Consider the following 12,767-nt stretch of genomic DNA (forward strand, 5'->3'; position numbering starts at 1 on the left):
GCATGAACCAGAAAATCGCAACCGTGCCGGTGGACACCGAGGTCAACCGGCAGGCCCGTGAGCGAGCCCTTGGCGCCGTCTCCTGGCCGCTCAATCTCGTCGCAGCAACGGTGGGTTACCAAAGCCATGGCCATCTACTGGCGATTGGCGACAGCGCGTCCCTGCTGGAAGTGCTGGAGCGTGCACGAGGGCTTGAACAAGGGCTTGCCAGTATCACGCTGGTGGTGACCGATGTGCCGGATGATGCTCTGTTGCAGCGTGCCGAGGCTGCCGATGTGCAGCTCCAGCCGCTACTCGCCTCCCAACTCGGACGGCTGCACCTGGAAGGCTACCTTGGCCACTTCAGCGCCTGGCTCGACGGCCATGAGGGCCCCATCGAGCTTGCCCGGGCACTGCTGGGCCGAGAACACCATGACCTGGTGCTGGATCTGACACCGACACCGCGCCTGCCCCTGGAACTGCCACCTCCCGGCTATTTTCATGCCCCGGTCGCCGGTGAAGCGCGCACGACACTGATCGACGGCCTCGGCGACTATATCGGTGAATTCGAAAAGCCCCGCTACTTCGAGGTCCACGCCGATCGCTGCGCCCACTCCACTCGTGGCTTCGGTGGCTGTACCCGCTGTCTGGAAGTGTGTCCCGCCGACGCCATCAAGAGCGTCCCCGGACGCATCGATGCCCGCATCGAGATCGATCCCTACCTGTGTCAGGGGGTCGGTAGCTGTACCAGCGCCTGCCCCACCGGGGCCATCGAATTCCGCCAACCGCATAGCCTGCGTCAGCAGGACACCCTGCTCGCCTGGCTCGACCACTACCACGCCGCCGGCGGCCAGTCGGCGGTGCTGCGCTTCGTTCAGGCCGATCACGCCCAGCACCTGCAACCCGACGCGGCCGGCCACGTCATCGATGTGGCGCTGGAAGATCTGGGTTCTGCCGGCGTCGACCATTGGCTGTCGGCCATTGCCGCCGGCGCCTGCGAAGTGCGCATCCAGGCCTACTCCGACATGCCGGACAGGCTGGTCGCTCACCTGGAGGATCAGCTGGCCCAGGGCAGAGCGATCCTCCAGGCGCTGGGGCATGATCCCGGCCGACTGCAGTGGTTCAGCGACGAGGAGCAGGAAAGCTCGCTCGCCCTGCCTCGCCATGCGGGTCTGACGCCCCGGCTGCGCTCCCTGGAACAGGCTCAAGCGTTCGGGAGCGACAAGGACACCCCGTCGGCCACGGTACAAATGGCCGGCGGGCGAACCGGCAATACAGGGGCAACAGATGGCGCAGAAGCGCCGGGCAAGCGCGAGCGTCTCACCCTGGTACTGGACCATCTGGCCACCACTGGCCATGTGGACGGCGAGCGGCACCCGATGCCTCCGGGCAGTCCATTCGGGGGCATCGAGGTCAATGCCGATGCCTGCACTCTGTGCATGGGCTGTGTTGCCAGCTGCCCGACCGGCGCGCTCGGCGCCGGAGGCGACACCCCGCGCCTCGACTTTCGCGAAGCAGACTGCGTCCAGTGCGGCCTGTGCAGCAAGAGCTGTCCAGAATCCGCCATCCGCCTGTCTCCCGGCTTCCTCGCCAGCGCGGAACGCAGCCAGTGGCGAGTGTGCCACGAAGACGCACCCTTTCACTGCATCGTCTGTGGCAGCGCCTTCGCCAACGCCCGCACCATCGCCGCCATCCAGCAGAAGCTGGCCAACCATGCGTACTTCAGTGGTGACCAGGCACGTCGGCTGGAAATGTGTCAGGACTGCCGGGTCAAGGACGTATGGCACGAGATGGCGACCAATCCGGAGGCCCAGCTCAAGCTATGACCACGCACGACATTCCTGACTCCCGCACCGAAGAAGCCGAACTGCGGGCCGACATCTACGCCCTGCTGGCGGCACTGCTGCGCGAGCCCCCCAGCGAAGCCCTTCGCCAGTGGCTTGCCGGCCTCGAGGGAGAGCCGGACGACATTCGTCTGAGCCAGGCCTGGAGCCGGCTGGCCGCCGCCGCTGCCGACAGCGACGTCGAACGCCTGGAGCGTGCCCACTTTCGTCATCTGATCGGGGTCATCCAGGGCGACGTGCTGCCCTACGCCTCCTACTACCGCGAAGGCGGGCTGATGGAAGCATCACTGGTCGCACTGCGACGGGATCTCAAGACGCTGGGCATCCAGCGCTCTGCCGACGTCTCGGAGCCGGAAGATCATCTGGCGGCAATGTGCGAGGTCATGGCGATGCTGATCGGCCAGAACGATCAGCGAGCCGGCAGCTTCTTCCATCGCCACCTGGCACCCTGGGCCAACCGCTGCATGCACGATCTTGCCCGGGTCGACACCCCCTTCTATGCGGCGCTGGGTGAACTGGCGACGCTGTTTTTCCAGCGCGAGAGCGCCATCCTGATCGACAACACTACCCTTGGAACCCCTGTGCCCGGCACCAGCGTCCACGAGGACCGAGGCCAGGCCCTTGGAGCAGGAGAATGAGCATGAGCACAACGCCCAACACTCAACGCCGTCGTCTTCTCAAGGCCCTGGGGGGCGGCACCGTGGCCGCCGGTGCCGCGGTGGTGGTCGGCCAGGCCTCGGTTGCTGTGGCGCGCGATGACAGCGCCACGACCGCCACCGAGAAAGCCGATGACAGCGCCGGTTACCGCGAGACAGAACACGTACGTGCCTTCTACGCATCCCTGCGCGACTGACAACAAGGAGAGCCTGCCATGCGACTGACACGTACCTCCACCACACCCAAGGTCTCCGGTCTCGGCATTTCGCGGCGCCAGTTCCTCAAGCGCAGTGGCGCAGCGACCAGCGGTGTCGCCGGTCTTGGACTGTTCGGCTCACCGATGATGCAACGCGCCGAGGCGGTCGAGAAGACGCCCTACAGCGATGCTCCGGTGGAAACCCGCCGCACCATCTGCTCCCACTGTTCGGTGGGCTGTGGCGTCTACGCCGAGGTCCAGGAAGGGGTCTGGACCCACCAGGAACCGGCCTTCGATCACCCGATCAATCGCGGTGCCCACTGCGCCAAGGGCGCTTCACTACGCCAGCACGGTCACTCCACCCGCCGCCTCAAGTACCCGATGAAGCTGGTCGGGGGCGAGTGGCAACGTCTGTCCTGGGACCAGGCCATCGACGAAATCGGTGCCAAGGTGCTGGAACTGACCGAGCAGCATGGCCCGGACAGTGTCTACTGGCTCGGCTCGGCCAAGTTCAGCAACGAACAGGCCTACCTGATGCGCAAGTTCGCGGCGCTGGCCGGCACCAACAATACCGACCACCAGGCGCGCATCTGCCACTCCACCACCGTGGCGGGCGTCGCCAATACCTGGGGCTACGGAGCGATGACCAACTCGCTCAACGACCTCCAGAACAGCCGCTCGATCATGTTCATCGGCTCCAACCCCAGCGAAGCGCACCCGGTGGCGATGCAGCACATCCTGCTGGCCAAGGAGCGCAGCCAGGCCGAAATCATCGTCGTCGATCCGCGCTTCACCCGCACGGCGGCCAAGGCCGACCACTACGTGCGGATCCGGCCGGGTTCCGACGTGGCCTTCATCTGGGGCCTGCTCTGGCACATCTTCGAGAACGGCTGGGAAGACCAGCAGTACATCGACCAGCGCGTCTACGCCATGGACGAGGTCCGCAACGAGGTCGCCAACTTCCCGCCGAGTGAAGTGGAGCGCATCACCGGGGTGCCGGAAGCCGCCATGTACGATACCGCCAGGCGGCTGGCGGAAAACCGTCCCGGCTGCATTGTCTGGTGCATGGGCGGCACCCAGCACACCACCGGCAACAACAACACCCGGGCCTACTGCATCCTCGAACTGGCGCTGGGCAATATCGGCAAGTCAGGCGGCGGCGCCAACATCTTCCGGGGGCACGACAATGTCCAGGGGGCGACCGATCTCGGCCTGATGTCGCATTCGCTACCCGGCTATTACGGTCTGTCGGAAGCCGCCTGGAAGCACTGGGCGCAGATCTGGGACCTCGATTACGAATGGCTCAAGAGCCGCTTCGATCAGACCGAGTACGCCGACGGCTACCCCATGCACTCCAGCGGCATCACGGTATCGCGCTGGATCGATGGCGTCCTCGAGGAAGATCAGGACATCTCCCAGCGCACCAGCCTGAAGGCGATGTTCTACTGGGGCCACGCGGTCAACTCCCAGACCCGCGGCACCGAAATGCAGAAAGCGATGCAGAAGCTCGAGATGATGGTCATCGTCGACCCCTATCCCACCGTCGCCGGGGTCATGCACGATCGCAGCGATGGCGTCTATCTTCTGCCGGCGGCCACCCAGTTCGAGACCTACGGCAGCGTCACCGCCACCAATCGCTCTCTGCAGTGGCGTGACCGGGTGGTGGAGCCGGCCTTCGAGGCCAAGCCCGACCACAGCATCATGTACCTGCTGAGCCAGCGCCTCGGATTTGCCGACGAGCTGTTCAAGAACATTCAGATCAACGGCGAGGAGCCACTGATCGAGGACATCACCCGGGAGTTCAACCGCGGCATGTGGACCGTGGGTTACACCGGGCAGAGCCCCGAGCGGCTCAAGACCCACCAGCAGAACTGGCATACCTTCAGCTTCCGCGATCTGCGTGCCGAAGGCGGCCCGGCCGACGGCGATTACTACGGCCTGCCATGGCCCTGCTGGGGTACCGCGGAGCTCAATCACCCCGGCACCCCCATTCTGTACGACACCAGCAAACCGGTGTCCCAGGGCGGCCTGACCTTCCGTGCGCGTTTTGGCATTGAGCACGAAGGCACCCCGATTCTCGCCGACAACTCGTTCGGCGCCGGTTCCGACCTCGAGGACGGCTACCCCGAGTTCAGCGCCCAGATGCTCAAGGACCTGGGCTGGTGGGATGAGCTGACCGACGAAGAAAAGGCCGCGGCGGAAGGCAAGAACTGGAAGACCGACCTGTCCGGCGGCATCCAGCGCGTTGCCATCGCCCATGAATGCTCACCTTTCGGCAACGCCAAGGCGCGCTGCAACGTCTGGACCTTCCCCGACCCGATTCCCAAGCACCGCGAGCCGCTCTATACCTCACGCCGGGATCTGGTCGAGGACTACCCCACCTGGGATGACGTCGCCTCGCACTACCGCCTGCCGACGCTGTACCAGAGCATTCAGCAGCATGATGCCAGCAAGAAGTACCCGATCATCATGACTTCTGGCCGCCTGGTCGAGTACGAAGGCGGCGGCGAGGAAACGCGCTCCATGTCGTGGCTGGCCGAGCTGCAGCAGGAGATGTTCGTCGAGATCAACCCTGCCCTGGCCAACGACCTGGGGGTCAAGGACGGCAACATGGTGTGGGTGGAAGGCGCCGAAGGCGGCCGTATCAAGGTCAAGGCCATGGTGACGCCTCGGGTAGCGCGGGAAGTGGTGTTCATGCCCTTCCACTTCGGCGGCATGTTCCAGGGCGAAAGCCTGGCCGACCGCTATCCGGATGGCACCACGCCCTACGTGATCGGTGAGGCGGTCAACACCGCCACCACCTACGGCTACGACTCGGTGACCCAGATGCAGGAAACCAAGTGCACCCTGTGTCGCATCGAACTCGCCAGCTAGACACCGACGTCACCGAACCAACAGGAGTTTCGACATGGCCCAGATGAAATTCATGTGTGACGCCGAGCGCTGCATCGAGTGCAATGGTTGCGTCACCGCCTGCAAGAACGCCAACGAGGTCGAGTGGGGCATCCAGCGCCGCCGGGTGGTCACCCTGAACGATGGCGAGCCGTCCGAGGTGTCCATCTCGGTGGCCTGCATGCACTGCGATGACGCACCCTGCATGGCGGTCTGCCCCACCGACTGCTTCTACAAGACCGACGACGGCATCGTGCTGCACGACAAGGATCTGTGCATCGGCTGCGGTTACTGCCTGTACGCCTGCCCCTTCGGCGCGCCGCAGTTTCCCCAGCAGGACGCCTTCGGCGAGCGCGGCAAGATGGACAAGTGCACCTTCTGCGCCGGCGGCCCCGCCGACAGCCCCGAAGAAGAGTACGAGAAATACGGCGCCAACCGCATCGCCGAGGGCAAGCTGCCGCTGTGCGCCGAAATGTGCTCGACCAAGGCGCTGCTGGCAGGCGATGCCCAGACCGTTGCCGACATCTTCCGCGAGCGGGTGGTGCGCCGTGGTCACAAGGATGGCGCCTGGTCGGATATCGGCAATGGCTCGCCCTCGGCGATCGACGCCATGGCCTACGACGCCACACGCAACCAGTGAGGAGGCCCCATGAACCTTCGTGATGCCTTGCCTCGACCGGGTGGAGCCCTGAGGCTGGTGCTGCCGGCACTGCTGCTGCTGTTGCTGGCCTGCGCCGCTCCCGCCATGGGTGCCGACCCCAATGCCGAGATCGCCACCGCCGTGCCCAGCGCCGACGCCGACACCTGGCGCCAGGTGAAGGATGGCGAGTCCTTTATCGATACCCGCCATGATTCGACCTACAGCCTGATCAACCAGAGCGGCGAGAGCTGGCGCCAATGGCGCAACAAGTGGGTCTCGCCCTTCGGGCTGATCGCCGTGGGCGGCATGCTGGCGATGATCACCATCTTCTATCTGATCGTCGGTCGCAGCCGCCTCGATGAGCCACGCACCGGGCGTAAGCTGTTGCGCTGGTCGGTACTCAGCCGGGCGCTGCACTGGACCCTGGCGACGCTGTTCATCATCCTGGCGCTGACGGGCCTCAACATTCTCTACGGCAAGTTCGTGTTCAAGCCAGTGTTTGGCGACGCCTTCTGGGCTGCGATGATCAGCGGCACAAAGTTCCTGCACAACTACATCGGTCCGTTCTTCGGTCTGCTGCTGATCTTCGTGCTGTTGCGCTTTCTCAAGCACAACTGGATCAAGGCCCACGATATCGAGTGGTTCAAGCAAGGCGGCGGCATGGTCGGCGACAAGCATCCAGACGCCGGCTTTGCCAACGGTGGCGAGAAGGCCTGGTTCTGGCTGTTGGCCACGGCCGGCATGGTTGTCTTCGTCAGCGGCCTGGTACTGGACTTCCCGAACTTCGACCAGAGCCGGGACACCATGCAGTGGGCCAACATCATCCATGCGGTGGGTGCCCTCGCGCTTACCGCCGTCTCCTTCGGTCACATCTATATCGGCACCCTGGGGACCGAGGGTGCGCTCGAGGGCATGACCACCGGCTACGTCGACGAAAGCTGGGCCAAGCAGCACCACAACCTGTGGTACGAAGAGGTCAAGGATCAGGCCGAGGCCCCGGCTGACGTCGAGGCAACGGACGATACCAAACCGGAATCTCCCAGCCCCTCCTGAGCGCAGCCCCACCCACGGTGACCGCTATCCCTCTCGCCGCCCCGGGCTCACTCGGGGCGGCATTCTTTTGCCGCTGTTCTTGTGACGGTCTTGCGTTACCATCGTGGGACTGTCGCCCGACTGATCGTTTTCTGTTACTGGAGTCCCCCATGCAGCACCTCGATGAGGCCACTCGCACCGAACTCGAGGCGGCCGCCTTCCGCCGCCTGCTTCGCCACCTTGACGACAACAAGGATGTGCAGAACATCGATTTGATGATTCTGGCGGACTTCTGCCGCAACTGCCTGTCCAAGTGGCTGGTCGCCGCCGCCGAAGAGCGCGGTGAGACGCTCGACTACGAAAGCGCCCGTGAACACGTCTACGGCATGCCCTACAGCGAATGGAAGGACATGTATCAGGCCAAGGCCACCCCCGAACAGATGGCGGCCTTCGAGGCTCGCCAGCAGGCCAAGCAGCAGCGTACCGGTGACAAGGAGTGACGCCAGTGAGTCAGGACACCATGATCGGGTTGAAGGTGGCGGTGCTGACCGTCTCCGACACCCGCACCGAAGACACCGATCGCAGCGGTCAGGCGCTGGTGCAGCGGCTCGAGGCCGCCGGCCACCAGCTCGCCGACAAGCAGATCGTGATCGACGACATCTATCGTATCCGCGCGGTGGTGTCAGGCTGGATCGCCGACCCCGAAGTGCAGGTGATCCTGACCACCGGTGGTACCGGTTTCACCGAACGGGATTCCACCCCGGAGGCGGTATCGGCCCTGCTCGACAAGCGCATCGAGGGCTTCGGCGAGCTGTTCCGCCAGCTGTCCTATCAGGAAATCGGCAGCTCCACCGTGCAAAGCCGCTGCCTGGGAGGCATGGCCAATCACACCGTGGTGTTTTGCCTGCCGGGCTCCACCGGCGCTTGCCGCACCGCCTGGGACGGCATCCTTGCCGAGCAGCTCGACAGCCGTCACCGGCCCTGCAACTTCGCCAATCTGGTGATACCGGAGCGGGGGCAGCATGACGTCTAGCCACGCAGCGTCACTGGCGCCCATGGAGGACGCCCTGGCCACCCTGCTCGAAGGCGTCGCGCCGCTGCCGGTGGAGCGCCAGCCCTGCGAACAGGCCGAAGGCCGGGTGCTGGTAGCCCCGGTCGTGGCCGCCCTGGATGTACCGCCGTTCGACAATAGCGCCATGGACGGTTACGCCCTGCACCATGAGGACGCCGGACAACGCCTGCCTGTGGCCCTGCGAGTGGCCGCCGGGGCCCCGGGCGAGCGACTGGAGCGCGGCCGCTGTGCCCGCATCTTTACCGGTGGCCAGCTGCCCGAAGGCGCCGACTGCGTGGTGATGCAGGAGAAGGTCCAGCGTGAAGGTAATGAGGCCGTCATTCCCGCCGACATCCCGGCGGGCGACAACGTGCGCCGGCGCGGCCGCGACGTACGCGCAGGCGCCCCGCTGCTGGACGCCGGCACTCGGCTGGACGCCGCCGCACTTGGCCACCTGGCAGGCCAGGGTATCGTCGAAGTGGACGTCCACCGCCGACCCAGGGTGGCCTTGCTGTCCACCGGCGATGAGATCATCGATCCGGGCAAGCCCCTGGCAGCTGGCCAGATCTACAACTCCAACCGCCCCATGCTCAAGAGCCTGCTGGAGCGCTTCGGCGCCGAAGTAGTGCTCACGCGCAGCGTACCGGATAGCCCGGAGGGTACCCGCGCCTGTCTGAAGGAGGCCGCCGAGGTAGCGGACCTGGTGGTCTCCACCGGCGGCGTCAGCGTCGGTGAGGAAGATCACGTCAAGGCGGCGCTGGAGTCACTGGGCACGCTGAACCTGTGGCGCCTGGCCATTCGTCCCGGCAAGCCGCTGGCCCTGGGCCAGATGGAAGGTCCTGGCGGCACGCCAGTGCGGTTTGTCGGCTTGCCCGGCAATCCGGTGTCCAGCTATGTCGGTGCCTGGCTATTCTTGCGCCCGCTGCTGGGTGCCCTGCAGGGCTGTGAGTCCATGGCGGAGCTACCGCGGCTATGGGCCCGCAGCGACTTTGCCACCTCCACCGGTCCGCGCCAGCACTACATGCGGGTGCGCCTCGTCTTCGGCCCACAGGGCGTCAGCGCCCTGGCGTTTTCCGACCAGAACTCCGGGGTACTGTCATCCTGCATTGATGCCGACGCCCTGGCGGTGATCCCGCCCCATTGCGAGATAGCGCCGGGCGACAAGGTGGAATGCCTGTGGCTGCGGACCTGGTAGCGGTCCGCTGAAGCAGCGCGGTAGTCGCTAGGCGCGGTCCGAAAAGTCGACGAGCGAAGGTTAGAGCCCTAGGAACCCGAGGTCTCGAGTTCCGTGCGGGTATCGCGCCACAGGGTCGCAAAGTCGTCGTCCAGTTGACGATAGTCATCGCGCAGATGCGGTACCAGTTCGGCCAGTCGGTTGGGCCCGGACAGGCGTGAGCCAATGCCGGCGATGGCACGGCAGGTGAAGGCGAGGCTGGCGTAGCGACGCAGCCAGTCCTCACGCACCAGTACCGGCACCATGGTGGCCAGCCGCTGCGGTGCGCCGTGGCACTCGAACAGTCGATAGCATCGCTCGATCACGACCTCGCGCTCGTGCGGGTCGCTGGTAGCCAGATCCCGAGCGAGAAAGTGGTCCCACATCAGATCCAGGGCGATACCGGCCACACGACGACTCGCCGCAGGTGCCCGACGTCGAGCGGCAAGTACCGAGGGATGATGATCGACGAAGGCGTCCACCCGCCGGTGATGATGTATGCCTGCTGCGACGCCTTCGGGCCACTGGCCGAGATCGCGCCCCTTGACGCCGTCGGCGATCAGGTTGCCGAGCAGAAAGTCGTCGTCACCGGCACGGGCGAGCCAGGCGTGGGCGAGAAAGTTCAACGCCGCACGTCTACAGGCAGTTGGTTGGTTTGGGCAGCCCCGCCAAGCGGGCGCCCAGCTTGGGGGGACTGCCGGGGAACAGCTTCATCAGGTACAGCGAGCTCCCCTTGTCCTTGCCCAGCGCCTGGCCCACCGCCTTGACCAGCGGGCGCATGGCCGGTGCCTGCTCGAAGCGCGCATAGAAGTCTCGCAGGACGTCTATCACCTGCCAGTGTTCGTCGCCGAGGGTGATACCCTCTTCCGCCGCCAGAGCCTCGGCGACGGCGGGACTCCAGTCATCGAGATTGACCAGATAGCCTTCCGGGTCCAGGGGGACGGAGGCCTGGCCGAGTTCCAGGGTTCGTGCAGTTTCAGTGCTTGCCATCGTGTTACCTCAGTACCAGCTGACCACTTTATCGGCCTCTTCGGTGAGCCTGACAAAACCGTCCACGTCGACGACTTCGATGCCGGTGGCACAGTGTTCGCTCAAGCCGCGCGCCTCGAGATCTTCGGCCAGCGCCAGTAGACGACCGGGCAGCGACGACCACAGCGCCTGCTGGGCCGGCAGAGCGCCAAGCACGCCGTCTTCGATCAATAACAGCTTGTCGTCTTCTGCCAACGCCCGTAGCGCCTGCCGATAGACCGTCGACTCCAGCGGTGAACGATTGAGGGTGTGCAGTATCATCCCGATTCCTGGTAGTGGTAGTGGTCGTGGGTGAGTCCAGTGGCTGACGTCGATGGGTGAAACCTGGTGGGAGCGAGCCCCGACAGAGACGCGGTCTCGAGTCGTCTGTGACGCCGATTCAGAAGGTCAGCACCAATGCGTGCTCCGCCATCAGGGCGGCAATGGCGTCACCCTCGATGACAGTGGCATCCGGCGTCAGCGTCTCGGGCGCCACGCCCAACTCGGCAAGTCCTGCCCCATCCACGAACAGCCGGTCGATGTCGTACATCTCGAGCATGGCCAGCGTCGGCTGGGTGCCCTTCTGCCCCAGCGGACCGGCGCCCTGCCCCGGCACCAGTGCCGCCACGCCACTGGCCATGAACAACAGTGATACCCGGCGTCCGAAGGCGGCGGCCACCAGCGCCGTGTCGAGACCTTCTTTCAGGTAGCTGGTGCCATGGGGGCCATGACGAAGAATCACCAGCAGATCCCCCGAATCGTCGTTGGGTTCCTCAATCATCGACCTTCCACTCTTCTCGGTTCAGCGTTGCCCTGCTCGGGACCCATTGCCTGGCGGCAGTCGGCAGCAGCTCGGTGTCGTTCAGGCACCAAAGGTTACCAGCCTGTCACACTCGAGACCCAGGTCCACCAGCTGGCCGAGGCCGGTCAGCTCGAACGGCGCCTGGACACTGTGGCCTTGCTTGCCGTGCCTGGCTGCCTCGTCGGCGTCGACGATGCCTCGGCGCAGTGCGGCGGCGATGCATACCTCGAGACGCACGCCATGCTCCTGATTCAGCGTGGTCCATCCGTCGACCAGATGAGGCTCGTCCTGGGGCGGCGATGCCAGGCGCGCGGCGTTGTGAACGCCATCGCGATAGAAGAAGACGGCCTCCAGGTGGTGACCACGGGCGATCACGGCACGAGCGAAGCGCAGCGCGCTGTGTGCGGCCTGATGGCTGTAGGGGGCACCCAGCAGCAGGATGGCATAACGCATGGTATTCCCTTGGCTCCCGCCAACGTCGGGAGTTGAACAAAGCGGGTCATCAAAAACACGTCGGCCCCGCCAAGGCGGGGCCGACAGTGTACGACAGTTGTGCCAGAACGTCTTGCGACGATCAGTCCTGGCTTACCACGCCCAGCAGCGACAGCAGGCTGATGAACAGGTTGTAGATCGACACATAGAGAGTGATAGTGGCGAGGATGTAGTTGGTCTCGCCGGCACGGTGCACGATCTCGCTGGTCTGGTACAGGATCGCCGCGGAGGAGAACAGCACGAAGCCAGCCGATACCATCAGCGACAGCGACGGAATGTTGAAGATCAACGCCGCCACCATGGCCAGGATCAGCACGATGGCGCCAGCCATCATGAAATTGGCCAGGAAGCTGAAGTCCTTGCGCGTGATCAACGCCACCGCCGACAGACCAAAGAAGGTCAGGCCGGTCATGCCCAGTGCGGTCATGATCAGCTCAGGACCGTTGGACAGCGTCAGATAGGCGCTCAGGATCGGGCCGAGGGTAAAGCCCATGAAGCCAGTGAAGGCAAAGGTCGCCAGCAGGCCGAGGGCCGAGTTGGCGGTCTTGTGGACCAGGAACATCAGGCCGTAGGCGCCGATAAAGAACACCAGAATGTTCATCTGCTGTACGCCGAGGGCCACGGCGGCCCCTGCGGTGATGGCAGAGAACAGTAGTGTCATCGCCAGCAAGCCGTAGGTGTTGCGCAGAACCTTGTTCGTCGCAGCGACCTGCGTCTGGGTCTGACGATTCACCTGTGACTCTTGATAAGCCATGTATCCAGAGCTCCCTGTTGGTTGACATGCATTCGACACAGCATGCCCCCCGCAGGTTCCCGACGCAAGCCGCCTGGCGGCGCGGTTTCAACGCCCTTCAAGCGATTGAACCTGCCCTCTGCCCCGCCATGGGCGGCACGAACACTGTTTCCTATCGGCGACAAAAATTTGCTTAGCTGCACAATTTTTGCGCAGTCACCCTATTGC

At 64.8% G+C, this 12,767-nt stretch carries 15 protein-coding genes; 9 read left to right on the plus strand and 6 right to left on the minus strand.

Going from position 1 to position 12,767, the window contains the following annotated elements:
• The first annotated feature begins 2 nt into the window (after positions 1 to 2).
• The 9 genes from NKF27_RS10315 (at position 3) to glp (ending at position 9,486) form a co-directional block, all read left to right on the plus strand.
• Positions 3 to 1,805: a 4Fe-4S binding protein gene (locus NKF27_RS10315; RefSeq protein WP_253556357.1), complete on the plus strand. Its 1,803-nt coding sequence runs from the start codon at positions 3 to 5 to the stop codon at positions 1,803 to 1,805.
• Positions 1,802 to 2,461, plus strand: a complete 660-nt coding sequence (locus tag NKF27_RS10320; RefSeq protein WP_253556358.1) for a molecular chaperone — start codon at positions 1,802 to 1,804, stop codon at positions 2,459 to 2,461. The genes NKF27_RS10315 and NKF27_RS10320 overlap by 4 nt, the downstream gene beginning before the upstream one ends.
• A 2-nt stretch (positions 2,462 to 2,463) precedes the next feature.
• Complete coding sequence (locus tag NKF27_RS10325) at positions 2,464 to 2,676, plus strand: twin-arginine translocation pathway signal (protein WP_045992212.1); 213 nt, start codon at positions 2,464 to 2,466, stop codon at positions 2,674 to 2,676.
• An 18-nt stretch (positions 2,677 to 2,694) separates the two neighbouring features.
• Positions 2,695 to 5,550: a formate dehydrogenase subunit alpha gene (locus tag NKF27_RS10330; RefSeq protein WP_253556359.1), complete on the plus strand. Its 2,856-nt coding sequence runs from the start codon at positions 2,695 to 2,697 to the stop codon at positions 5,548 to 5,550.
• 34 nt (positions 5,551 to 5,584) lie between these two features.
• Positions 5,585 to 6,208 carry a formate dehydrogenase FDH3 subunit beta gene (gene fdh3B / locus NKF27_RS10335; RefSeq protein ID WP_045992214.1) on the plus strand — a complete coding sequence of 208 codons (624 nt, stop codon included), beginning with the start codon at positions 5,585 to 5,587 and terminating at the stop codon, positions 6,206 to 6,208.
• A gap of 9 nt (positions 6,209 to 6,217) precedes the next feature.
• Complete coding sequence (locus NKF27_RS10340; RefSeq protein WP_253556360.1) at positions 6,218 to 7,261, plus strand: formate dehydrogenase subunit gamma; 1,044 nt, start codon at positions 6,218 to 6,220, stop codon at positions 7,259 to 7,261.
• A 149-nt stretch (positions 7,262 to 7,410) separates the two neighbouring features.
• Positions 7,411 to 7,740, plus strand: coding sequence for a DUF1244 domain-containing protein (locus NKF27_RS10345; RefSeq protein WP_108133399.1), 330 nt, complete (start codon positions 7,411 to 7,413; stop codon positions 7,738 to 7,740).
• A 20-nt stretch (positions 7,741 to 7,760) separates the two neighbouring features.
• A complete protein-coding gene (moaB, locus tag NKF27_RS10350) occupies positions 7,761 to 8,273 on the plus strand; it encodes a molybdenum cofactor biosynthesis protein B (RefSeq protein WP_253556456.1) in 513 nt (170 codons plus the stop codon).
• On the plus strand, positions 8,263 to 9,486 hold the full coding sequence (glp, locus tag NKF27_RS10355) for a gephyrin-like molybdotransferase Glp (RefSeq protein WP_253556361.1): 1,224 nt from the start codon (positions 8,263 to 8,265) through the stop codon (positions 9,484 to 9,486). The genes moaB and glp overlap by 11 nt, the downstream gene beginning before the upstream one ends.
• Positions 9,487 to 9,554: 68 nt before the next feature.
• On the opposite strand, the gene NKF27_RS10360 is transcribed toward glp, so the two are convergent.
• The 6 genes from NKF27_RS10360 to NKF27_RS10385 all read right to left on the minus strand — a co-directional run bounded on the left by NKF27_RS10360 (position 9,555) and on the right by NKF27_RS10385 (position 12,560).
• Positions 9,555 to 10,130 carry an ACP phosphodiesterase gene (locus NKF27_RS10360; protein ID WP_253556362.1) on the minus strand — a complete coding sequence of 192 codons (576 nt, stop codon included), beginning with the start codon at positions 10,128 to 10,130 and terminating at the stop codon, positions 9,555 to 9,557.
• A 10-nt stretch (positions 10,131 to 10,140) separates the two neighbouring features.
• Complete coding sequence (locus tag NKF27_RS10365; RefSeq protein WP_222569569.1) at positions 10,141 to 10,494, minus strand: TusE/DsrC/DsvC family sulfur relay protein; 354 nt, start codon at positions 10,492 to 10,494, stop codon at positions 10,141 to 10,143.
• Between the two features lie 9 nt (positions 10,495 to 10,503).
• Positions 10,504 to 10,794, minus strand: a complete 291-nt coding sequence (gene tusB / locus NKF27_RS10370) for a sulfurtransferase complex subunit TusB (protein WP_052704269.1) — start codon at positions 10,792 to 10,794, stop codon at positions 10,504 to 10,506.
• A gap of 118 nt (positions 10,795 to 10,912) precedes the next feature.
• Positions 10,913 to 11,293, minus strand: a complete 381-nt coding sequence (locus NKF27_RS10375; RefSeq protein WP_045991751.1) for a DsrE family protein — start codon at positions 11,291 to 11,293, stop codon at positions 10,913 to 10,915.
• Positions 11,294 to 11,374: 81 nt separating this feature from the next.
• Positions 11,375 to 11,767: a sulfurtransferase complex subunit TusD gene (gene tusD / locus NKF27_RS10380; protein ID WP_045991750.1), complete on the minus strand. Its 393-nt coding sequence runs from the start codon at positions 11,765 to 11,767 to the stop codon at positions 11,375 to 11,377.
• A gap of 121 nt (positions 11,768 to 11,888) precedes the next feature.
• Positions 11,889 to 12,560: a Bax inhibitor-1/YccA family protein gene (locus NKF27_RS10385; RefSeq protein WP_045991749.1), complete on the minus strand. Its 672-nt coding sequence runs from the start codon at positions 12,558 to 12,560 to the stop codon at positions 11,889 to 11,891.
• Positions 12,561 to 12,767: the final 207 nt, after the last annotated feature.

The sequence above is a fragment of the Halomonas sp. DN3 genome (genome assembly GCF_024137905.1).
Lineage (GTDB): Bacteria > Pseudomonadota > Gammaproteobacteria > Pseudomonadales > Halomonadaceae > Halomonas > Halomonas litopenaei.

What these genes read in the sequence shown, in the direction of transcription:
- tusD (WP_045991750.1), bottom strand. Translation starts at nt 11,767, where the DNA reads ATGCGTTATGCCATCCTGCTGCTGGGTGCCCCCTACAGCCATCAGGCC.
- tusB (WP_052704269.1), bottom strand. Translation starts at nt 10,794, where the DNA reads ATGATACTGCACACCCTCAATCGTTCACCGCTGGAGTCGACGGTCTAT.
- NKF27_RS10375 (WP_045991751.1), bottom strand. Translation starts at nt 11,293, where the DNA reads ATGATTGAGGAACCCAACGACGATTCGGGGGATCTGCTGGTGATTCTT.
- NKF27_RS10315 (WP_253556357.1), top strand. Translation starts at nt 3, where the DNA reads ATGAACCAGAAAATCGCAACCGTGCCGGTGGACACCGAGGTCAACCGG.
- NKF27_RS10345 (WP_108133399.1), top strand. Translation starts at nt 7,411, where the DNA reads ATGCAGCACCTCGATGAGGCCACTCGCACCGAACTCGAGGCGGCCGCC.
- NKF27_RS10325 (WP_045992212.1), top strand. Translation starts at nt 2,464, where the DNA reads ATGAGCACAACGCCCAACACTCAACGCCGTCGTCTTCTCAAGGCCCTG.
- NKF27_RS10320 (WP_253556358.1), top strand. Translation starts at nt 1,802, where the DNA reads ATGACCACGCACGACATTCCTGACTCCCGCACCGAAGAAGCCGAACTG.
- NKF27_RS10340 (WP_253556360.1), top strand. Translation starts at nt 6,218, where the DNA reads ATGAACCTTCGTGATGCCTTGCCTCGACCGGGTGGAGCCCTGAGGCTG.
- NKF27_RS10330 (WP_253556359.1), top strand. Translation starts at nt 2,695, where the DNA reads ATGCGACTGACACGTACCTCCACCACACCCAAGGTCTCCGGTCTCGGC.
- glp (WP_253556361.1), top strand. Translation starts at nt 8,263, where the DNA reads ATGACGTCTAGCCACGCAGCGTCACTGGCGCCCATGGAGGACGCCCTG.
- moaB (WP_253556456.1), top strand. Translation starts at nt 7,761, where the DNA reads ATGATCGGGTTGAAGGTGGCGGTGCTGACCGTCTCCGACACCCGCACC.
- fdh3B (WP_045992214.1), top strand. Translation starts at nt 5,585, where the DNA reads ATGGCCCAGATGAAATTCATGTGTGACGCCGAGCGCTGCATCGAGTGC.
- NKF27_RS10365 (WP_222569569.1), bottom strand. Translation starts at nt 10,494, where the DNA reads ATGGCAAGCACTGAAACTGCACGAACCCTGGAACTCGGCCAGGCCTCC.
- NKF27_RS10385 (WP_045991749.1), bottom strand. Translation starts at nt 12,560, where the DNA reads ATGGCTTATCAAGAGTCACAGGTGAATCGTCAGACCCAGACGCAGGTC.